Origin of the sequence: Rhodopirellula sp. JB055 (assembly GCF_043100905.1) — a bacterium.
GTDB lineage: Bacteria > Planctomycetota > Planctomycetia > Pirellulales > Pirellulaceae > Rhodopirellula.
Genome location: NZ_JBICHO010000228.1, coordinates 1 through 22,646, shown reverse-complemented (window position 1 = coordinate 22,646; position 22,646 = coordinate 1). Strand labels below are relative to the sequence as shown.

Sequence of the window (22,646 nt, the reverse complement as noted above, 5' to 3'; positions counted from 1 at the left end):
TCAGAGCGTCTATGGTGACGGCTTGTCGACTCTGTCTTCAACGACGTTGCAACGCATGGAGGACGGGCATTCTTGCCCGTCAGAGTCGTCCAAGACCACCCTTCGCAACCCGACGCGTGAGTTTTGAAGTTGCGTTTTTCTCAAAACCCGAAGCGTCAGCTTTTTCACAACCCGACGCGTCAGCTTTTTCATAACCCGACGCGTCAGCGAGGGAAAAACGATGTTGACTTCGCCTCGCTGACGCGTCGGGTTATGAAAAACCAATGCCTCACGCAAAAGCGCAACTTCAAAACGCGTGAGCGAGGGACGTCCCCGGCTCCCACGACGGCCCCATCCGAGGCGAAACTCAGACGCCAGCCACCGCCTTACTTTTCGAACGTTTCGAGGGAGGGGCGGTCCGATTCGGGCCGGGGAGGGGTGACGCGCTGGTTCCGATGCTCGGCCCTCCCCTCGCTTCGCTCGACCCTCTCGGAGGGTGGGTGATGGTAAACGGTTGGCAACGCAGCACTTAAAATCTGTGCGGCCACCCATGGGAAGGGTGATGATGAACGCAGGGGAATGCAGCACCGGAAAACCGCATGCTCTCAGGGATTCGGAAAGCAGGGGGGGGCTCGGATGGGAACCCGTCGGGCTTGAATCAAATCCTCTGCAAAAGCTGATTTTTTTGGCTGCGTTGACCTTGCCGGCGGTTTCACGCGATTGATAGTGTGACAGAACAAACTTTTGCCCAGAACTTTTGCTCAGAATTCAATTGGGACTGCAGGTCCAGGGTCAAAGAAGCCGATATCTAACGTGTTCTCGAAACCTGCGCTTGCGAAGTCTCCACCGATTCTGACGGATTGATTCCTGGGACAAGGATTGCAACGCTGATAACCGAGTCGAGAGTTCCCTGACTGACGGGCGCCCCTGGGGCGTGTGTTCAAGACGGATCGGTTGTCACACCTACAATCCTATTCAAACTTTTGTCGATCGATCGACATGCCAGATGGGCCACGAAGGTCCGGCATGGGATCCGGTTGTCAATTCCGCTTTCCTCCCGGGAGCACACGTCACGATGCAAATCTACGGTCCATTTCGACTTTCCACGAGCCAAGCCGCGTCATCGGTTTCCAAATCAGCAGCCAATGCTGGTGCGAACCGTTTGAAGGCAGATGCCGCCACGCCCAGGACCACCGCCGCACCTGTGGACCAACTCGACCTGTCCAGTGCCGCGACGTCCGCGAATCGGTTGGATTCTGCTTCACCGATCGCCGGTGGCGGTGAAATCCGGATCGATCGTGTGGCTGACATTCGTCGTCAAATTGCCGACGGAAGCTACGACACTCCGGAGAAGATGGATGCGGCACTTGACCGCTTCCTCGATGAACTAGCGTGACGCAAAGCGACGTCAGAGACCTTGATTCGCTCGATGCCCTTCGACAGGCGGTCGAGCGTTTGGCGGACCGCATGTGTCAGTCCAGCCATTCGATTCACGCGATTTTGAATCGCGTCGATGAGCATTTCTCGGTCAACCAGTTGGCGTATTGGCGCGAACAAATTCGGTTGGCCGAACGGGAATTGACCGCGGCGCAAGACCAACTCAGCCGCAAACGTTCCACCGTGCGTTCTGGCGATCGAGTCCCTGCGACCGAAGAAGCCAAGAACGTGGCTCGTTGGAAAACCCGCCTTCGGTTCTGCCAGGACCAAGACCGCTTGGCTCGCCGCATCTCGGTCGAGATGCAACAGGTTTGCGAGAAAACTCGTGGGCCATCTGCCGCACTCACCGAGCTTGGTGAAGTTGCCCTGCCCACAGCCGCGAATCGATTGTTGGTGTTGATCGATCGCCTGCGTGCTTATCAAGACGGCCAGAATCCAGGTTAAGCATCTGCACCGAGGTCGCGAGGCAACGGCTCGTTGAGCCGCACCGCTGATGTCGCCATGACCTGCCTACAGCGACTTCAGAACCTTGGCGGCGGCGGCGATCGTTTCGTCGATCATCGCTTCGGTGTGTTGCTGGCTGAAGAACATCGCTTCGAATTGGCTGCACGGCATGTAGATGCCTTCTTGGATCAATCCCCAGAAGTAACGCCCAAACGCTTCTCGATCACAGCGATCTGCATCGTCCCAGCATTGAACGGAATCCGGATTGAAGAACAGCGTCAGCATCGCCCCGGCTTTCGCGACCGTGTGTGCGATCCCCGCGTCGCTGGCAGCTCGGTCCAGGCCATCGGCCAAGCGAGTCGCCAAACGTTCGAGTTGTTCATAGGGAGGGTTGTCTTTCAGCAGACGCAGCGTCGCGGAACCTGCGGCGACCGCGACTGGGTTTCCGCTCAGCGTTCCGGCTTGGAAGACTTTGCCAGCCGGAAGCACCTGGTTCATGATGTCAGCTCGACCGCCATAGGCTCCCAGTGGCATCCCGCCGCCAACGATTTTGCCCAGCGTGGTCATGTCGGGCGTGATCCCGAAGCGTTCTTGGGCTCCGCCGTATGCCACCCGGAAACCCGTCATGACTTCGTCGAAGATCAGGATGGACCCATGTTGCTTGGTCAGGTTCCGCGCGGCGTTCAAGAATTCCATCGTGGGGACAACGCACCCCATGTTGCCCACGACGGGTTCGAGGATCAGGGCGGCGATCTCAGCGCCGTGCCGCGCAAATGCATTTTGTAACCCAGGCACATCGTTGTAGGACAGAACCAGTGTGTCTTCGACGGCACCCGGGGTGACACCAGGAGAATCAGGGGCGCCCAACGTTGCCGCTGCACTTCCGGCGGCCACCAACAGCGAGTCAACATGGCCGTGATAATTGCCGGCGAACTTGATGACTTTTTTGCGTCCCGTTGCACCCCGAGCCACACGCAGCGCGCTCATGGTGGCTTCCGTGCCGCTGTTGACCAGGCGAACCTTTTCGATGCTGGGAACCGCTTCAATGATCTGTTCCGCCAATTGCGATTCCGCTTCGGTGGGCGCGCCGTAGCTGGTGCCTTTTGCGGCGGCGTCGGTGATCGCAGCGATGACCTCTGGGTGCGCATGACCCAAAATCATGGGGCCCCAAGAACCGATGTAGTCGATGTACCGATTGCCATCGAGGTCGAATAGGTAGGGCCCTTCGGCTCGCTCAATGAACAACGGGGTTCCACCGACAGCACCGAACGCTCGTGCGGGCGAGTTGACTCCGCCGGGCATCAGTGCAGAGGCACGTTCGAAGGCAGCCATGCTTTTGGGGCCGGCGGTGGGGCGAGCTGCAGATGAATTCGCAGGTGAGTTCATGATCGATGAGGGAGGTGAAACAGAGGAAGGGTGTCGGTCGATGATCGAATTGAGGAATTCGGATCGAGGAATCAGGAGTCGTCGCGAGTGGTGCGAATCAATTGGTCGGCGCCGTTCGTGCGAAGTCGGTCGGCGACTAAGGTTCCCAGTTGATGGGCAGCGGCAACGTCCAAGTCGGTGTCGTCGGGAGTGACCGTGACGCGGGCCTGTTCTTGCAGTCGTTCTTTGCCATCGGCTGACATCACAATTGCGTTCAGCCAAAGTTCCGTGGTTTGGTCAGACGTTTCCAGTTGGGCATGGCAAGCGATGGGAGCCAAGCAGCCGCCGTGAAGTTCGGAAAGAACCTTGCGTTCGGCGGTCGCGGCCAATCGTGCCGCGGCATCGTTCAAACCGGAGACTGCACGCAGTGCTTCGGGGTGGTCACTTCGAACCTCGATTCCCAAGGCGCCTTGTCCGGGAGCGGGAAGCATCTCGTCGAGCGGGAACAATTGGTGAGGAAGGTCTGTCATTTCCAACCGCAGGATCCCAGCGTGGGCCAACACAATCGCGTCGAATTCACCCGCGTTGAGCTTTGCCAATCGAGTCTGCACGTTGCCGCGAATTGGCAGAACGTCGAGATCGGGGCGGAGCTGTTTCAATTGGGCCAACCGGCGGGTGCTGCCCGTGCCGACTCGAGATCCAGGTGGCAAGCACGCCAGCGGTGAGCCGGCATTCGAAGCGTCGGACGATGCATCCCAGTGGGGGCTGTTGTCCGCAAATACCAAAGCGTCCAGGACGGATTCTCGCGTTGGAACGGCGGCCAACGCGAACCGTTCATCTGGTTCGGTGGGCAAATCTTTGAGCGAATGGACCGCCACATCGGCTTCGTCGTCGACGAGGGCCTGTTGAATGCGTTTGGTGAACAAACCGACCTGACGGGTGCCGTCGATCGGACGCATGTCGGTGTCGCCTTTGCTGACCAAGGGCACGATTTCAGTCACGATTCCTTGGTTTTTCAAGGAATCAGCAACATGTTTGGCCTGCCACATGGCCAATGGGCTTTCCCGAGTAGCGATTCGCAGGCGGGGGGCATCGGAAGGGGATGTCGGGGCCACAGTTGCGGTTTATACGGTGGGAAGGGTGGACGGAAGGGCCGAAAATGCGAAAATCATGGCGGATAATCTACCGCTGCGTCGTTACGCTATTAAGAAGAGTGTAGGCCGAGGACGCGAATTCCGAAACCGAGTGCGACTTGGTCCGGAGGGGACTTCGGTCGTGTTTTGCTCTGTTCGCCGTCTCACTTCTTCCGCTGCCATTGTCCCATTCAACTGACGAACCCGAACGGTTCGGCGACGTCGCCGGCCAGGCCTCTCAAAGTCACACCGAAAACTCCAGTGAGTCCGGTGGGGACGATGCCAGTTCGTGGGCGGAGTTGTTGGATGCGTCGGCCCAAGATTCGATGGGCGAATTGACGCGTGACCAAACGCATTCCGAGGTTGGATTTGAAGTCGAAGCGTTCCACCGGTCGATCCCCGAAATTTTGGGTGGCTACAAAGTGGGACGCCCGATCGGTCGAGGAGGCATGGGCGAAGTTTTCTTGGCAGAGCACCGGTCGATGGGCCGAGTGGTCGCGTTAAAGATTTTGCCCACTCGTTGGTTGGATCGAGTGGAATCGGTCAACCGGTTCTACGAAGAGGTTCGTGCCGCGTCTCGGTTGATGCACCCCAACATTGTGACCGCCTTTGATGCGGGCGAAGCCGATGGCATTCACTACTTGGCGATGGAGTACGTCGATGGACGAACGCTTTCGCAATGGGTGAATGATCAAGGGCCGATGTCGATCGGTGATGCCGCGTCCGCGATTCGTCAGGCCGCTTTCGCGCTGCACCACGCTCATGCCGCTGGCATCGTGCACCGCGACGTCAAGCCAGGCAACTTGATGCGAGCTCATGATGGAACGATCAAGTTGTTGGACCTTGGACTGGCTCGATTTTCAGCGGACTGGTACCCGGCACCTCGAGATTTGAGTGCGCGGGAGTTGGAATTGTCGGAGGATCTTCCGCCCACTCATTCGACGAACACAGAAGCGAAGAACCGACCGTTGCTGGGGACGTTGTCGTTCATCTCACCGGAACAACTCGAGGACGCCGACTCGGCTGATTCACGTAGCGACCAGTATTCGCTCGGCGCGACTCTGTTCTATCTGTTGATGGGGCATCCACCGTTCACGGGTGATTTGGTCGAACAAGTTTATGGTCACCGTCACGGTGAAGTCCCGGATTTGATGACGCTTCGGAATGATGTGGATCTGAAACTGGCGGACATCGTGCGTCGAATGTTGGCCAAGGATCCTGCGGAACGATACGGTTCGATGGATGAAGTCGCACGGGCAATGGCACCGTACGACAATGATCGTTCGACTCCGGCATGGGTGTTGGATTTCGCGCGACGCGAAACCGGCGAAGATCACACGACCGTGGGCGGCGAATCCACTCGCCGAGGGTTGCTCAGTGTCATTGGCATTGAGTTGGGGATGACTCATGCGGCCACTGCCATCACGCAGTCTGACGGCACCATGTTGTCGGGATGGCCGGGGGTCTCGCCGCAAGGGCCTCGTGCGCTATGCCGGATCGCTGTGTCAGAAAAGACGGATCGCGAATCAGGGCAGTCGACGATTCTGTTTGGCGACAGTGCCTATGAACGTCGCGAACGGCATCCGCAGCGAGTGGCTCATTGCCAGATGATGTACTTTGGCCGCGACGACATGATGCGCCGGATCGGAGGGCGAATGTGTCCTCCTGAGGTCACCATGGGGTTGTGCATGCGTCATTTGTTGGGCAACACACTGAGCCAATTGGACTCACCTGGTTCGCCCGACGGGGATTCGTCCTTTCCACTGGGTTTGGGGGCCAATTGGAAACGGCACGCACGTTGGCCGGATGCGGTCGCGATCACGGTCCCATCGAGCTATGACCAGTTGCATCGTCGCGCGATTCATCAGTCGGCACAATTGGCGGGTTTGCCCGCGGTTCGATTGATTGAACGGAGCATCGCCGTGACCCGTTTTGCGATGACAACTCCACCTCGCAGTCATCATGCAGAAGAGCCATCGCCAGCGATCGATCCTCAGTCTTCGGCACCGATTCTGTACGTGGGGCTGACGGGGCAATCGCTGGACGTTTCTGTCCTGCAGGTTTACGGCGGTCAAATTCGACAAATCGCGACCTCGGGACATTGGTGCTTGGGCACGATGGCGTGGTCTCGACGATTGGTCGAAATGATTTCCTCCCGTTTGGCATGTGCTCCCAAACGAATTCAAGGGATGCCTGCCAATCGTCAGGAATTGATTCATGTCACACGCATCCAAATGGCCGGTGAGCGGGCGATGAATCAACTGTTGTTGATGCCAGAAACCCGGGTGGAGATCGCTCATCAGAATCACCTGGATACCGTCGATGTGACTCGCGATGAGTGGTTGAATGAATGCGAAGATTTGCTGGAGTCCATTGAAGAAAGCATTCAGTTGGTTTGTCTGCGTGCAGGCGTTCTGCCATCCGATTTGCGGCATTGTTTGGCCATGGGGCCGTTGTTGCGTCTGCCTGCGATTCGCGACCGTGTGCTGGCGAACGGGGCACCCAATGCAGCGATTGCATTTTATGATCAGGTGGATGCGGCTCGCGGTGCCGCAGCGTGCGTCGCGTCCGAATTGCCGGGGCAGTTGTGCACGGAACCGCCTGCGAAGGGTGTGGCAGGGCATTCCATTGGTTTCGTGGTCGCGGACCGCGATGGCAAGCGGAGGATTTTACCGATCATTCCACGCGGCACCCCGACGCCAGCTCGAACGAACCGTCAACTCAACGGCACCGCTCGAGACAACCAGATGACTTTGTCGTTGGTCGAGTCCTCGGGCAAGAATGGTGAGAACTGGCAAACGCTCGGTCGGCATACCATTGAAGTGGCTCCCGATGAAGTGAATCCCATGCGGCGGCTTGGTTTTGAACTGGATATCAATGGGTTGCTGTCAGTGCACCTGGAACGTCCCGATCTGGGACGAACGGTGATGCTGCCCTCCTTGCCAACTTCCAGCATGGATGAAATGCAGTGGCAAGATTGGCGTGAGTGGATTGAAGCGACACTCTGACCTTCGTCTCACGAGATGGATCGCGTTCGGACTGGATCACGTTCAACAGTTTCGCACGTGTCATCGGGTATGTGAGCCGCATGGCGTTCGCCACGGTTCCCGCACTTGACCGGGGCTAACGCTGGACTGTCAAAAGGTTGATATTGACAGCGTTTTGGACTGCGCAGGTTCTGTTCCTCGACTTCGCCCCGTTGGTGCGTAGGACAGAACAAAAATCAACGTCGCGTTTTCCGTTTCAATACCAACCTTTTGAAAGCCCAGCTAACGCCCAAACGGCTCGCAAGATTCAACTCAAACATTCCTGCATCCCTGCATAGGGAGTTGATAGGGCTACGAGGTCCTGGGCACCAACCGATTGAGCAATTCACGGTTTTCTTCGCGGATTGATTCGCATTGTTTTCCCAACTCGCAAGGCGATTCTGCTCCGGTCAAGATCGCCAGTTGCTGAATCTCCAAAGGCGGATCTTCGTCTTCAAAGCCGATCGGCAGTTCGTGTCGAGCGGCGGTGTTGAGCAGTCGAAGTTTACCTTCGATGCTTCGCAGCAATCGGTAATTGCGGATCAGAGTTTGGACGTCGTCTTTGGAATAGCACTCAATGCGAGAGAGTTCTTCGAAGCACTCAACGGTGTTGGCGGGGAAGGAAACGTCACTGTCGTTCGACTTTCGAAGGACTCCCACTGCAGCAATCAGTTCGACGTCCACCAATCCTCCGGCACCGCGTTTGAGATTGTTGGGACCCGCGGTCGATTCGTTGTTTTCTCGCCAATCACGAAGTTCGTTGTGCATGCTGTCTCGCCATTTGACGCTGCGAACCGCGCGGCGAAGCGTTTGGTCAATTGATTCACGAGCTTCCCGTGACCCCGAGATCGGGCGAGCCTTGCAGAGAGTCGCAGATTGCCATAGCGACGCCGTCCGCAAGCGAAATGGCTTCAAAAACTGGTCTCGCGAAATCGCTAGCACGGACTCGTCGGCTCCGCCGGAGAACGGCAGGTCCAGTTCGTAGAGGCGGCCTTCGCTGGATTGATCCATCCGTCGAAGAACGTTGCCTGCCAACTGATTGAAGAACTGGCGGTTGGAAAGCGTCGATTTGGGGCCGCCAACACGACGCTTGGTTTCGCCTTCGGACGTGTACAAAAAGGTGAGGTCCAAGTCGCTGTGGTAATTCATCTCGCCTCCCGCGAACCGTCCCAGTGCGACCGCGACCAGTTCCGACGGTTCTCCTTTGGGGTCGAGAGGGTCGCCGTAACGCCGCGCGAGGAGTTCGTGTTCTTGATCAATGACGCGGCGCAGGCAGGCCTCCGCGGTGTCTGTCAATGATTGGCTGATCGAATCGATGGGTTCCTTGCCCAGCAGATCGCGGACGCCAATCATCAAATGAGCGCTTGCCTTGACGTGCCTGAGAACGTCAATGATCTCGTCGACACCTTCACACAGTCGAATCGTTTGGGCGTCCAAGCGTTCGGTGGTGGGCAGGCGATCCATCACCAATGAATCGATCAGTTCGTCGATCATGCCGGGGTGATCGATCAGGATGTTGGTCAGGTAAGGGGCCAACGAGCACATCGAGATCGTGAGACGCAGCGTTGCGTCGTTGGTCCGCAGCAATTCCCACAACGTTGCTTTGGCTCCGATCGAATCCGTCATCGCGACTAGGCGAGTCAGCGTGGAATCCGGATCAGGTGCTGCAGCGATTTCTTGCAGAACCCGCGGGGCGACGGCAGCAAAGAAGTGACGGCAGCGACGAGGCGAAAGAAAAGAAACCGTTTCTTGGCTGAGAGCAATCACATTGGAGATCGCCTGGGAGACGTTGCTGAACCCATACTGTGACATGGTTTGTTGGAACACATCCATGTCAGGATCAGGGTCCAGGACCAGTTCCGTGATCACTGCTAAATCATGCTGAGAGTTTGAATCGCCATCGTCGTTGGAATCTTCATTGGATGCAGGCGATTCGCTCGGAGGCACTTCGTCAACCATCAAGTGATTGATGATCTTGCGATTCACATCGAACGTTTCTTGCAGCATTGCTTCAAAGCGAGTGGCGTCTCCTTTAACGTGAATGGCCGCCGCGTTGGTCGATTCGGTCCGCACGCCCAAACGCCATGCCAGTCGAGCACGCACGTCTGGATCGTCGGGCAAGTGAGAAATCCGGTGATCAAACAACACTGCCAACAGGTGTTCCAAGCGACACAGTTTCGCATGATTGGTCGAAAGGATGGTGGCCTCCTGAGACGTCAGGCAACCGTGTCGCGAGAGTTCGGTGATGGCGGGAAGAGTTCCGGTCACGCGGACGTCGGGCAAATCGCCTCCGTGAAGCAATTGCAAAAACTGGATCGTGAGCTCAATGTCGCGGCGCCCACCGGGAACATCGGAGATCGGCGTGCCGTCGGTGGAGGTGGTCGCGAGGGCTCGCTTTTCCAGTTTTCGGCGGAGCACCCGAATGTCCGCGATCTCGCTGCGAGTCAGCAGGTGGTGATAAACCCAAGGTTCGATTCGGTTCAGGAACGATTGCGAAAGAGCTTCGTCGCCGGCGGCATGGCGAGCTTTGACGAATGCGAGGCGTTGCCAGGTGCGGCCATTGCGTTCGTAGTGGGTCGCTGCTTCGTTGATGCCGAAAAAGTCGATGTCTGCTCCGGAACTGCTGGTTGGCTGATGCCCCAATGAAGATTGCTTGCGTGTCGATTGGACGCCCAGACGCTGCGAGTCAGACATCATCAACTCGTTCTGGGTCGGTTGATGGTCGAACCGCAATGAGAACGGGATGACCTGGCTGCCATTGGATTGCAACAATTCCACCAGGCCGCGAGCAACCTGCCGGTGGAAGTCGATGTGGCTGGCGTTCTTGCGATCGATTTGGTCGCACAGCAACAGCAGGTCCAGTTGCGATTCATAGCCAATTTCTTGCCCGCCGTAGTTGCCCAGCGCGATCACCGAGAACGTCGGTTGGCTCCCGTCGATGCGTTGCGGCGTTGGTCGTTTGGCCAACACGGATGAAATCGCGAATGCCAAACCGGCTTCCATGATCGCATCGGTGACAAAGCTGATCTGAGATTGAACCTTGTCGGGCGGCAGGTCGCGAACAAACTCACCGTAGGCAATTCGCAAGATTTCTCGGCTGGCAAACCGGCGGATAGCAAAGGCGGCGCGGCGATGAGACTGGATCGTCTTCATTTCGCCGCACAGTTCGTCGACCAAGACCGAACGTTGGGCCGGGGACCCGTCGCTGGCTCGAATCAGGTCGAAGCTTTCCGGGTCGTTGATCAGCAATTTCGCGATCGCGGGGCTGGTGCTGAGCACTTGCAGCAAAGCGGGCAGCATCATCGGATCGCGTTCAAACAACGCCAGCAACGCCATCGGACTGCGTGAGACGCCGATGAACTGGCTCAAACGATCGATGGATTCGTCGGGGGCGTCGGTCAGGTGCAGGTGTTCGACCAATCCCCCCCAGAGCAGTTGCAGCAGGTCGTCGGACACACCGCTGGCTGCAATCGCAGCCAGCGAGTTGGCAACACGCGACGGGTCGGAGAAATGTTCGGGGCTCAGCGGCGCGTAGTCGGCCCAATCACTCATCCAATCCATCCAGTCGCATTCGAGGAACCTCCACGGAACTTCGCGTCGTCGAGCTGCGTCTTATTGGTTGGGCCGCTTTTGCGATCACTCACCAATGGCAACGTCACGAACGAGTTTAGACGTTGGGTGCGAATCGTTGTAGCGGACGGCGGAGCTCAGCATCATCAAAGCCACCTTGGCAGGGAGCAGAGTGTTGATTCGGGCGGGTTTGGAACCCCGCCGCCTATTCAGGGCGTTCCATACCTCCAGGGCCAAATTGATGACAACGAAATTCAATTCTTGCATGACATCGCTCAGACGTGACCTACGTTTTTGTATGCGAGGCGGGGGAACGTCGTGCATCAAATAGTCACGGTGTTGAGGTGTGTGGTGGTTTTTCACCGAGTGTTGTGGGAACGCAACATGGGTGATGTCTGGAACCCACACGCCACGTCGCAAACTCATCTTGCCCGCAGGCGGTCAGTCCGCCTAACTCCTTCTGCGACAACGGTTTGCTATGATATATGTGTTGCCTCAAGAGGCGACTGGCACCGCCGGTGCTTGGTCTCACTCACCCAATCGTGTTGAAAATGTTTCGGGTGTCGAGGAGACCTTGATGGGAAAGAAGCTCAGCCGCCGTAGCTTGCAGGACGACGCCTTTGATGCCGAGGATTCGGTCAGTCGCCGGTCCCGCACGATGGGTCAGGAATTCTCGGATTCGATCTCCGAGGAAATCGAGACCAGTGCGGTAGGTGATGAAGATGCGGTTTCTCGTCGCGACGAGTTTCCGACCGATCCCACCGAAGATCCGGTGCGTATGTACCTGATGCAAATGGGCCAAATCCCATTGCTGACGCGAGACCAAGAGGTCGCCGCGGCGCAACAGATCGAAGCCACGCGAGAACGCTACCGCCACTGCATGATGGCAACGGACTTCATGTTGCAAGCTGCACTGAAGTTGCTGCAGCAGGTTCGCGACAAACAATTGCGATTGGATCGCACCATCGAAGTCAGCGTGACCAACGCGACTGAGAAGAAAGCGATCATGAAACGGATCGTTCCAAATACACGCACGCTGGATTATTTGCTGCGTGAGAATCGTGGCGATTACATGGTGGCGATCAATGCTTCGCTGCCGATGCGTCGCCGTCGTGCGGCGTGGCGGAATCTCGTCATCCGCCGAAACAAGGCCGTTCGGTTGGTCGAGGAAATGAACCTGCGAACCAACAAGCTGCAGCCGATCTTTGAAAAGCTGCGACGCAGTTGCGAACGGATGCAAGAGATCAAATCCATCTTGGCCGACACTCATCGTTCGACCATGCCTGGCATGCCATCCGGGGATGAGTTGCGATCCGAACTGCGAAGCCTGATGCGATTGACCTACGAAACACCTCGCACCTTGGCTCGCCGAATTGAACGCTGCGACACCTATCGCGATGACTACGACGGAGCCAAGCGTGTGTTGTCGGCGGGTAACCTGCGATTGGTTGTTTCGATTGCGAAAAAGTATCGCAACCGAGGGCTGTCATTCTTGGACTTGATCCAAGAAGGCAACACAGGTTTGATGCGAGCGGTCGACAAATTCGAACATGCCCGTGGCTATAAATTCAGCACGTATGCAACATGGTGGATTCGTCAGGCCATCACGCGTGCGATCGCGGATCAAAGCCGCACGATTCGTGTGCCTGTGCACATGATCGATACGATGAACAAAATTCGCCAAATCACACGCGATTTAGTTCAAGAGCATGGTCGCGAACCCACCGCGGAAGAAGTTTCTCAGCGCAGCGGTTTGTCGCTGGATGACACTCGCGTGATCTTGAAGATGAGCCGCCAGCCATTGTCGCTCGATCAACCAGTGGGCGATCATGACGACAGCGTGTTTGGTGAATTCTTGCAAGACCATCGCAATGATGACCCGTTGGTGGAAACCAATCGCGAAGCGTTGAAACACCAGATCGATTTGGCGATGGAAACGCTGAACTATCGCGAACGTGAGATCCTTCGATTGCGATACGGCTTGGCCGACGGTTACACCTACACGCTGGAAGAGGTCGGCCGGATCTTCCAAGTCACTCGCGAACGAGTGCGGCAAATTGAGAGCAAAGCGGTCCGCAAACTGCAACAGCCTTATCGTGCCAAGTCACTGGTCAGCTTCCTGGATGGAGCCGAGGTGTCCTTGTTCGAGGGCAGCGAAGCGATCTGAGATCGCCGACGCATGACTCGCTCAGTCTCGGTGGCCCTCCGCCGAGACGAACCGGGACCGACTGCGAACGGCTCGCATATTCCATCCCGTTCATCGCTCAACGGGTTTGATCAGAAGAGTTTGATGGAGTCGCCGCAATGCGCGGTGGCTTGATAGGCCAACACGGAGTTGAGCAGTTCAATTGCCATGCGTGATTCCAGAGTCACGCCAGCGCGAACGCCAACGCATGGATCGTGCCGGCCCTTCGCCAACTCAAAGTCGATTTCATCGAACTGTTTGTTGATGGAATCTTGTGGCAGATTGATCGTCGAGGTGGGCTTGAAGCCAACTCGCGCGACCAGTGGGTTGCCGGTCGTGATGCCTCCAATCAGTCCGCCGTGAGTGTTGGATTGATAGCCATTGCTGCGAATCGGATCATTGTTCACGCTTCCGGTTCTTGGGATGACATCGGTGCCCGATCCAATCTCGCAGGATTGAACCGCGTTGAGTCCACCGAGGGCTCCCATCAGCCGGACCTTCAGGCTTTGGTAGAGTGGTTGGCCGAGAAGCGGTGGAACGCCAACGGCGACCACTTCGACCGCCGCACCAAGCGAATCGCCCCGTTTGCGAGTTTCTTTGATCAGCTCGCCAGCCTCGGTCGCGAAGTTCAGGTCGATCGAGGCGATCTCCGCTTCGCCGAGCGTCTTTTCGATTTCGTCGACATTCTCGATCGTCAGGCTGTCTGCCAAACTTCGGCTGGCTTTGAGCGCACCGACTTGGCAAATCGAAGAGACAAACCGGGTTCCAAAGTATTCCCGCAGGATGATGCGAGCGACGCTGCCACCAATGACGTCCGTGATGGTCGAGCGATAGCTGGAACGCCCGCCGCCGCGAACATCGACGAAACCTTGCGATTGATGAAATTTCACTAAGTCGGTGTGCCCCGGTCGGACTTCGCCGGTGGGGCCACTGAACTGCGTGTAGTCGCCTGACTTTTTGCTGGTTGAAAGAACGATCGCTGCGACGGGTTCCCCGGTGGTGAATCCGTCTTCGTAGCCTTCGGTCGCAAACGATTGGTTGTCCACCTCGACCGACAACTGTGATCCGGTCAGCAGTGACTCCGTATCATCCCGGTACAGCCCCGATAAGAAGATGACTTTGTCCTTCTCGTTGCGGGGTGTGCCGTGTTTGTTGCCACCTGGACGCCGCCGATCAAGGAACGGTTGGACGTCGCGTCGGCGAATGCGAACCCCAGGAGGGCACCCATGAATGATCGTGGTGACAGCGGGGCCGTGGCTTTCGCCAGCGCCCGCGACCGCGAAATGGGGACCGCCTAGGATTTCCATTGCAAACCGGCTCCCTTCAACCGGGCCGCCGTTTCGGCCATCAAGGCGTCTTCGGCCGCCTCGTCTTCTGCAATGTAAGTCACGCTGAATCGAAGGAATGAACCGGCGTCATCCCATGGCACGGTGACGATGCCGTTTTCTTCAATCAGGAACCGCGTCGCGTCTTCCGCGGCGGCAAAGGTTTCGCCACTGGCCGTTCCAGAAGGTGACTTGGTGTAGAGGAAGTACGTTCCGCCGGGCATCTCGGCTTCGAAGCCACAATCACGCAGGACCTTGACCAGTTTCTCCATTCGTCGGCGGTACTTGGTGCGAATGCGTTCTGGAATCGAGTCGTCATCAAGTGCTGCAGCGGCGGCCTTTTGAGTGGCAATGAATTGCCCGCTGTCGCTGTTGTCTTTGACATCCGAGAACGCTTTGACGACCAATGGATGACCCGCGACAAATCCCATTCGCCATCCGATCATGTCGTAGCCTTTGCTCATCGAGTGAACTTCGACACCTACGTCCAGTGCACCGGGGACTTCCAGGAAGCTGGAGGGTTTGCCGTCGAAGGTCAGCATGATGTGGGCGGCGTCATTGACGACCACAAACTCTTTTTCTTTCGCCAGGGCGATCACGTCTTCGAAGAAAGACTTGGGTGCTGTGCCGCCAGTTGGCGAGTTCGGGTAGTTGAGGATCATCAACTTGGTGCGACGAAAGATGTCGTCCGGAATCGCGCCCAAGTCAGGCAAAAAATTGTTCTCGGCCAAAAGCGGCAATCGGTAGACGTCACCACCGTAGTAGCGCGTGTGAGTGCCTGCGACCGGATACCCCGGCACGGTCATCATCGTGATGTCGCCTGGGTTGATGAAGCATGCCGGCAACATCGCGTAGGCAGGTTTGCTGCCGATGCAGTGGTTGATCTGCGTTTCGGGATCGAGCTTCACGCCAAATTGACGCTGCATGAACCGAGCGGCGGCTTCCTTGTATTCCGCGACACCGTTGTCAGCGTAACCGCGGTTTTCGACTTGGTTGATCTCGCGTCCCATGACTTCGCGAATCGACGCGTCGGCCATGGAATCGTTTTCGCCAATCCCGAAGTCCAGCAATTGTCGTTCGGGGTGCTCTGCCAAGGCTTTGCGTTTGGCGCGTTTGATTTTTTCGAACTTGTAGATCTCAGTGCTCTTGCCATAGTTCGCTCCGCCAATTCGTTCGGCGAACAGCGATTGAATGTACGGGTCGGAGTTCGGAGCGGTTTCGGAAGTGGTGGCAGCGGAGGACATTTGCGACCCATCGAGATCGTTCGGGGAAAGAAATGAGCGAATCGAATGTTTTAGCTGCGAAGCACACGTTCGTCGAGGTCGTCAGTGACCTCTCGTTTCCGGTTCGATTCCACGCCGGGGCTGCCTCTGGGCACTCACCTGCAAAAGGGGAGTGCCGTTTTGATGTGCTGTGTTGCCAGGCGTTTCTCATCTCCCTCCCCTGGGAGGGTGATGAGAAAGGCTTTGCAAGCCAACAGCTTGAAAAGGGCACGACCTCGAAATCGGAAGGGTGGCAATCGGCAGCGGGGCGATTGAGCGATACAATGGACCGGCCCGAATCCCTCCGGAGAGCCCAGAGTCCTCTGGAGAGCCCAGAGTCCTCTGGAGAGATGGGGCCGATCCGTTGCCCGCCCTCTTCCCGCGTTCATTCATGTCCGAGCCGATTTTTTCCAATCACGACGACGCATTGCCTTCGGATAATCCAGGTGCCCAGTCGGGCGCTGAACGCTCCCATGCTCATTCGAATCGCGGCGATCGGTCTCGCGAGCAAGCACGGCACGAAGCGGAAATGCAAGAGGCACGCGGCCACTACGAAGAACTGGCGGAACTCGCTGGGTCGCTGGCGCACGAGATCAAGAACCCGCTTTCCATCATTCACATGAACATCGACTTGCTGAGTGAAGATTTGATGGAGATCGATTCTCCGTCGAGTCGTCGCTGCCAAAGTCGAGTCGACATGGTTCGCAACCAATGCGAACGGATGGAAGGTCTGCTTCGAGATTTCCTGCGATTCGCAAGGTTGCGGCACATCGATTTGGTTCCTGGCAGTCTGAATGACCAGGTTCAGCAGGTCCTCGATGCCTACCAAGCTCAGGCGGATTCCCAAGACGTTGAGTTGCAGCGGTATCTCGATCCCGATTTGCCATCGATTCGCTTGCACAGTGACGCCCTGCAATCAGCACTGATGAATTTGGTGAAGAATGCGTTGGAAGCGATGCCTGACGGCGGGCAGCTTTGGGCTCGTACATACAGCACCCGCGGCGGGGTGAACTTGGATTTGATCGACACTGGCACCGGGGTCGACGACAACACTGTGCTGCACATGTTTGAGCCGTTTTACAGCACCAAAGACGGGGGCTCAGGTTTGGGATTGCCAACCGCTCGAAAAATCATTGAAGCCCACGGGGCACGCATCACCGTTCAAAGTGAAACCGGGCGCGGCACGAAATTCAGTTTGCAATTTCCGGTGCCCGCTCGATTGGGGTGAGTTTGCTCAGAACGATCGTTCCTGTTCGGGCTTGTTCTGGCATGACTCAAGCTTTGGCGGGGATTGGCTGGATACAATCATTTTGGGTTGGTTCAGTTGTCGGATGCAGGATCAGCTGCTTTTCAACTGAGACCGCCTTCTGTTATGCGATCCCGTCTTCTCGAGCGAGACTCATTATGTCGATTCGATTTGTCCTGTTCTTGGTCGCAGGGGTGCTGGGGGTTACTGCGGTCGTCGGCAGCACGAAAGCGGCGGTGGCGGCTGAGGTATCTGCGTCGCAGAGTCAGCCGTATGTGCTGCAGATGATTCGCGACGATTCGGTGCACGCGGAACTGCAGCTTTCCACTGACCAAATCGATCAGGTCTACGATGCGATTGCAGAGGTGGATCCTCGTTGGTGGGTCAACCGGATTGCTCCGCTCGAAAAGCAGTCCGCCGAGATCGGCGAATTGACAACGATCTTGAAAAGCCGGCTGTCTGGCATTTTGTCGGGCGACCAAATGAACCGCTTGCAGCAACTGGAAAAGCAAGCGGCTGGAACCCGCTTCATCGTGCATCCCGATGTGGTCGCTGCGTTGGAACTGAGCGACAGCCAGGTCGAGAAACTGAAAAAGACATTTGCTTCAACGGATGCCGAGGTCGCGAAACTACAGAAACAGGTCGCAGAAAAAGAATTGGAAGCCTCCGCCGCCGCCAAGGATGCCACCGCCATTCAAGCTCGGGAACGGCAGAGTCTTGTCAGTGTGTTGACACGGGATCAGCAGGCCAAGATCGGATCGTTGCTCGGCAAAACATTTGACTTTTCCAAGGTGATGCGGACTTACCCGCGAGCCCCCGAGTTTGTGCTCGACGGTGCGGAATGGTTGCAAGGAGAGCCCGTCTCGATGGAGGATCTGCGTGGCAAAGTGGTGGTGGTTTACTTCTACGCATTTCAGTGCATCAACTGTCAGCGGAATTTCCCTCACTACCAAGCGTGGCATGACGACATGGCCGATCAGGGATTGGTTGTGATCGCGATCCAGAGACCTGAAACGTCGGCGGAGCGAAATCGAGATCGCGTTTTGGCTGCTGTCGAAAAGGACGGTTTCGAATACCCGGTCCTGTTTGACGAAGGGTCCGGCAATTGGAACGCTTGGGGAAATACGATGTGGCCGACGACCTACTTGATTGACAAGAAGGGGTTCATTCGTCGATGGTGGCAGGGTGAAATGAACTGGCAAGGCACTCCCGGTGAGCAGCAAATGCGTCAAACCATCGAGCAACTGCTGGCCGAGTAAACTGTGGGGGATTGTGTTGATTCGGCGTGGAGGCGAAGACAATCGCTAGTGCCCCCATCCCGCGTGGCGCGCCTTGCCATTTTCCCCCGACATAGAAGCCGAAATCAGAATGGAACAATCCTTTCTCGCTTACCTTCGCGGTCGAACCCGTCAATTGCCTCAGGTCGCCGTCGGCATTGGTGATGATGCAGCCGTGATTGATTGGCCGGAAGCGTCCGCCGCGGGGCAGAAGCCGCTTCGTCAGGTCGCCTGCACCGACCAGATTCTCGACGGCGTGGATTTTCGTTCCGAGGACCAGTCGCTGGCCGACATCGGTTTCAAAGCCATGGCGATCAATCTCAGTGACATCGCCGCGATGGGCGCGACGCCTTCATCGGCATTGGTGACATTGGCACTGCCATCTGAAAACGCGACGGAGATCGCCGGTGAAGTCTACGAGGGGATCCTCGAGGCAGCCGAAAAGTATCAGGTCGCGATCGCTGGCGGCGATCTTTCCACCTATGACGGTCCGCTCTCGATCAGCATCACGTTGCTGGGTTGGGTCGAAAAACCATGGTTGCGAACGGGAGCCGAGGAAGGCGACGCCCTGTTCGTCACCGGAACGCTCGGCGGCAGTTTGCTGGGGCGACACCTGCGACCCGAACCAAGGGTGGAGCTAGCGGCCAAACTGAAACAGAAGGTCGACGTGCATGCGGCAATCGATGTCAGTGACGGCTTCAGTTTGGATCTCGACCGGATGCTCGCGGCCAGTCGAATGGGGGCGGAGTTGGAGCTCGAAACGTTGCCGATTTCCGAAGCCGCCCAGCGGTTTGCAGAAACGAGTGGCCGCACACCGCTGGAACATGCCTGGAGCGATGGCGAAGACTTCGAATTGATCTTCTGCGTTTCACCCGAGGAAGCATCGATCGTCGAATCGACTGATTGGGGCGTGCCTGTGTCGCGAGTCGGCAAAGTCGTGGGCCGCACCGGATTGTGGAAACGCGTCGCGACCAGCAAGTTTGAACGGGTCTTCCCGCAAGGGTTCGTTCATGGCGAAAAAGACGTCGCGGCAACCAAGTGAACCAGCGAGATCAATCCAGATGAACGATTCGGATTCCACTCTCGGAGAACAGTTTCAATTCGCAATGGGCGAGTTCGAGGCCTCGTTCCCAAAGAGTTATCGCTACGCGAAAAATCATATGTGGGCGACGCCATCGCCGGACCAGTCCGCTGCCAGTGGCAGTGATCAATGCGTGTGGCGGTTTGGTTTGTCAGCCTACGCGGTGCGGTTGCTGCAAGACGTCTACTTTCTGGACTGGATCGTGGACCCCGGGACGCCCTTGTCGGTCCGCAAAACGATCGGATCGATTGAAAGCAAGAAAGCCGAAAGCGATTTGTTCTCGCCCATCGCGGGTGAATTGGTCGCAATCAATGGTGACGCGATGGACGAACCTTCGGTCATCAATGCATCGCCCTACATCGACGGATGGCTGATCGAAATCCGTGGCAACACCTCGGAAGAAAATCTGCTGTCTTCTGACGTTTACGCCGAGCATCTTAACGAGGCCTGGGAAGTCGCTCAGCGAACGATCAAAGGCCAAGCCAACCACTGAGCCTCAAGTCCGTCGCTCGGTGGTCCCCCACCGAGACAAACGCAAGCTCACGTTGGAGACCAACATGCTGCAGGTTGCTGTCGCAACTTTGTTGTCACTTCACGGGACGAACCAAAACCTGCAATTTCTTTTGTTCGTACTGAGACGCGTTGGTGGCGAACGTCCAATCGGTGTGCTCGCCCGAGTGGTTGCCGATTCCCAAATCCGCATCCCGTCCTCGCTTCCAACTGTTGATCGCAAAGACGGTTTCGCGTGCGCCAACGTTGTGGACTTGCATGCATCCGTACCCATTGATTGGCGGCCCGGGCGAGTCACCAAAGTCATACGCAGTGCCCGACGCTCCCGGCACCTTCGCGTCATTGGCGGGACCGTAGTTGTTTGGCCAAAACTCAATCCAGCCCTCTTTGATTTCGGTTCCTGCGGTCACGCTGTTGTCACTGGCGTAGACGTTCATGGATTCGACGGGTTGTTGGAACGTTGCCTTGGTCCCCGCGGTTGGGATCCCGATTTTCGTGATGTCGTCGGTGAACGCATCCATGCTGACGAAGACCGATTTCACGTTGCCGCTGGCGTCCTCGAGAGACACCAGGTAGGCCACTCGATCGAATTGGGGCATGGCTTCGTGTCGGTCGACATCGTACTGGATCGATGCCCCAAGCTTGTTCAGGTCCAGCTCATAGACCAGTTCGTAATCGTCCGCTTCGGGGATTGTCTGAGCAAACTCAGGCACCTTGCCAGCTCGGAAGGCGGAGACGGGCAGACCAGTCGCGCCGCGAAGGTTGGGTTCTGCCAGTTTGTCCCACGCGAAACGCATGGCGACAGGGGGTGCGGCATTGGGCGAGGACAGAACGATCTCGTTCCCTTCGATCTTGGCCGTTGCCGGTTGGAATCCGCCTGATTGCGGGCCAATGATCTCGAACCAATTGGGTGATTTTCCGTCACTGGTTTTGAGATCGCCGCCAACATGTTTGAAACGCAGGCGAAGCTGGTTGCCTTCGGTTTGCATGGACTCCAGTTCAGGGCTGTGCGCGATCACGTTCGTTTTTCCGTAATCATGATGCAGCGCAAGGTCTGCCAAACGCTTGCCCACGTCTTGCTTGTTCGGCGGATGGATGTTGCTCAGTGTGGCGATGTCGTTGATGACGACCATGGCGGTGTTCGGGATGGACTGCGCTGCCGCTTGGGCTTCCCAAAATTTGGCCAAGACTGATCCGGCTTCGTCGCCATATTGATAGGGAGCGATTTGCACGAAGTAGAACGGGAATGGTCCTTGGTTCCACTTCGTCCGCCAGCCCTCAATCAGAGCCTGCATTTTCGCGGTGTACAGCATTCCTTCACGGTGATTGGCCTCGCCTTGGTACCAGATCGCACCGCGGATCGGCATTTGAATCAGCGGGTGGATCATGCCGTTGTAAAGCGTGGTGGGTTGGCTGCGCGTTGTGAACGGCGTCAACGAGCTTGGGTATTCGGGGGCGGGTTCAATGTAGGTGTCGGTCGCCAGGGCTTGCTCCGCCTTCGTCACCCACGCCTTGGTCGAATTCAAATGCTTCTGAAGTGCTGATTCAAACGCGTCTGTTCCCGGCGTGCGCTGGGTGATTGAGACTGAAATGTCTTGGAGTTCTTCGATGCCTTCAAACCCAACCGGTGGAGTCCAAGGCTCGATGCGAGTGCCTCCCCAAGATGAATTGACCAATCCAATCGGGACGTTCAGTTCTTTGTGCAATCGTCGAGCCATGAAGTAGCCGGCTGCGGTGAATTGGCCGACGGTCTCGGGCGAGCAGACTTGCCATGGTGCAGGCACGTCATCCGCAGCGATCGGCGACGGAGTGCGAGGCACTTTCATGTGCCGGATTTGCGGGAAGTTTGCCGCTGCAATTTCTTCATCTGCGTTGACGCTCGACAGGACTCGCCATTCCATGTTGGATTGGCCCGAGCACAGCCAGACTTCGCCAATCAAAATGTCGGTGAGCTGAAGTTCGTTGTTACCAACCACTTTGATTTCAACGGGATCGGCGCTCGCTGGGCGACTGGGAAGTTCGACCAACCAGTTCCCTTCCTCATCGGCTAGCGTGCTGGCCTGGTCGTCACCGATTGTGACGTGGACCTTTTCCGAAGGCTCTGCCCACCCCCAAACACGGATTGGTTTTGCTTGCTGCAGCACCATGTGATCGGTGAAGAAACCAGGCAGTTTGACGTCGCCGCGAACGAGGCCAGGTGAGAAGGAACCTACTGCGCTAAAGAGAAGCACGGCCGCGAATAACACGCGGTGGAATCGGAATCGGTGGTGAGACATGGTGCGTGACTTCGGTGGGAAAGGGAGGGAAGGAAAGAGGGAAAGGAAACGCAGATCATTGATCCACGGGAAGGTCGGGTTGTTGCCACGCACTCATGCCGCCATCGACCAACAGCGTTTGCCCGTGAACATGTTCGGCGACGTCACTGAGCAGGAAAATGGCGGCTCCGACGCAGGCGTCCGGAGACGGAATTTGACCGTTGGGCGTGTGCAACTGCATCCAGGATTCGATCGAAGTGTCGTGATTGACGACGTCGGTCAGTTGCGTTCGCACCAATCCCGGTGCCATGGAGTTGACTCGAATCCGATGGGGAGCCAGTGACACGCAAAGGGACCGCACCATTGCAGCGACGGCGCCTTTGGATGTGTCATAGGCCGTGTGATCCGGTTCGGCCAAAAAACCGTTGATCGAACCGGCATGACAGGCGTCCACGCAAAGCAGGTAGCGCCCCTCCTCGTGGATCATCCGGTAGGAGAGCCGCATCGAGAGGACCACCAGAGCGCGCTCATTGGCGGCCCGGAAGCTCTCA

The 22,646-nt window shown here is 57.1% G+C and carries 15 protein-coding genes; 8 read left to right on the top strand and 7 right to left on the bottom strand.

Features of this window, described 5'->3' with window-relative positions; genetic code table 11:
• Positions 1–985: 985 nt before the first annotated feature.
• Entirely contained in the window at positions 986–1,375 is a 390-nt protein-coding gene (locus tag ACF8AM_RS09520) for a flagellar biosynthesis anti-sigma factor FlgM (RefSeq protein ID WP_392555410.1), read from the top strand.
• Positions 1,372–1,860: a hypothetical protein gene (locus tag ACF8AM_RS09515; RefSeq protein ID WP_392555409.1), complete on the top strand. Its 489-nt coding sequence runs from the start codon at positions 1,372–1,374 to the stop codon at positions 1,858–1,860. Before ACF8AM_RS09520 ends, ACF8AM_RS09515 begins: the two co-directional genes overlap by 4 nt.
• Before the next feature lie 66 nt (positions 1,861–1,926).
• Here ACF8AM_RS09515 and hemL read toward each other — a convergent pair whose 3' ends face one another.
• Together hemL and hemC are read right to left on the bottom strand one after the other, a co-directional pair.
• Positions 1,927–3,246, bottom strand: coding sequence for a glutamate-1-semialdehyde 2,1-aminomutase (gene hemL / locus ACF8AM_RS09510; RefSeq protein WP_392555408.1), 1,320 nt, complete (start codon positions 3,244–3,246; stop codon positions 1,927–1,929).
• A 71-nt stretch (positions 3,247–3,317) separates the two neighbouring features.
• Positions 3,318–4,307, bottom strand: coding sequence for a hydroxymethylbilane synthase (gene hemC / locus ACF8AM_RS09505; RefSeq protein WP_392555415.1), 990 nt, complete (start codon positions 4,305–4,307; stop codon positions 3,318–3,320).
• 233 nt (positions 4,308–4,540) lie between these two features.
• Between hemC and ACF8AM_RS09500 the strand changes: the two genes are divergently transcribed.
• Complete coding sequence (locus ACF8AM_RS09500; protein WP_392555407.1) at positions 4,541–7,366, top strand: protein kinase; 2,826 nt, start codon at positions 4,541–4,543, stop codon at positions 7,364–7,366.
• Positions 7,367–7,696: 330 nt separating this feature from the next.
• Here the strand turns inward: ACF8AM_RS09500 and ACF8AM_RS09495 are convergent, their stop codons facing one another.
• The gene (locus tag ACF8AM_RS09495) at positions 7,697–10,936 is read right to left on the bottom strand and encodes a glutamate-ammonia-ligase adenylyltransferase (RefSeq protein ID WP_392555406.1); all 3,240 of its coding nucleotides are present in this window, start codon (positions 10,934–10,936) and stop codon (positions 7,697–7,699) included.
• Between the two features lie 496 nt (positions 10,937–11,432).
• On the opposite strand from ACF8AM_RS09495, the gene ACF8AM_RS09490 reads away from it, so the two are divergent.
• The gene (locus ACF8AM_RS09490; RefSeq protein WP_392555405.1) at positions 11,433–13,121 is read left to right on the top strand and encodes an RNA polymerase sigma factor RpoD/SigA; all 1,689 of its coding nucleotides are present in this window, start codon (positions 11,433–11,435) and stop codon (positions 13,119–13,121) included.
• A 110-nt stretch (positions 13,122–13,231) separates the two neighbouring features.
• Here ACF8AM_RS09490 and ACF8AM_RS09485 read toward each other — a convergent pair whose 3' ends face one another.
• On the bottom strand, positions 13,232–14,446 hold the full coding sequence (locus tag ACF8AM_RS09485; protein ID WP_392555404.1) for a chorismate synthase: 1,215 nt from the start codon (positions 14,444–14,446) through the stop codon (positions 13,232–13,234).
• Entirely contained in the window at positions 14,434–15,708 is a 1,275-nt protein-coding gene (locus ACF8AM_RS09480; protein ID WP_392555403.1) for an LL-diaminopimelate aminotransferase, read from the bottom strand. Before ACF8AM_RS09480 ends, ACF8AM_RS09485 begins: the two co-directional genes overlap by 13 nt.
• Before the next feature lie 409 nt (positions 15,709–16,117).
• Between ACF8AM_RS09480 and ACF8AM_RS09475 the strand changes: the two genes are divergently transcribed.
• The 4 genes from ACF8AM_RS09475 (at position 16,118) to ACF8AM_RS09460 (ending at position 19,823) form a co-directional block, all read left to right on the top strand.
• Entirely contained in the window at positions 16,118–16,954 is an 837-nt protein-coding gene (locus tag ACF8AM_RS09475; RefSeq protein ID WP_392555402.1) for a sensor histidine kinase, read from the top strand.
• Between the two features lie 176 nt (positions 16,955–17,130).
• On the top strand, positions 17,131–18,231 hold the full coding sequence (locus ACF8AM_RS09470; RefSeq protein WP_392555401.1) for a redoxin domain-containing protein: 1,101 nt from the start codon (positions 17,131–17,133) through the stop codon (positions 18,229–18,231).
• A gap of 109 nt (positions 18,232–18,340) precedes the next feature.
• Entirely contained in the window at positions 18,341–19,291 is a 951-nt protein-coding gene (locus ACF8AM_RS09465) for a thiamine-monophosphate kinase (protein WP_392555400.1), read from the top strand.
• Between the two features lie 19 nt (positions 19,292–19,310).
• A complete protein-coding gene (locus tag ACF8AM_RS09460; RefSeq protein ID WP_392555399.1) occupies positions 19,311–19,823 on the top strand; it encodes a glycine cleavage system protein H in 513 nt (170 codons plus the stop codon).
• Between the two features lie 94 nt (positions 19,824–19,917).
• On the opposite strand, the gene ACF8AM_RS09455 is transcribed toward ACF8AM_RS09460, so the two are convergent.
• A complete protein-coding gene (locus ACF8AM_RS09455) occupies positions 19,918–22,116 on the bottom strand; it encodes a sialate O-acetylesterase (RefSeq protein ID WP_392555398.1) in 2,199 nt (732 codons plus the stop codon).
• Positions 22,117–22,171: 55 nt separating this feature from the next.
• The coding region (locus tag ACF8AM_RS09450; RefSeq protein ID WP_392555397.1) for an SDR family NAD(P)-dependent oxidoreductase at positions 22,172–22,646 on the bottom strand (475 nt) is incomplete at its 5' end.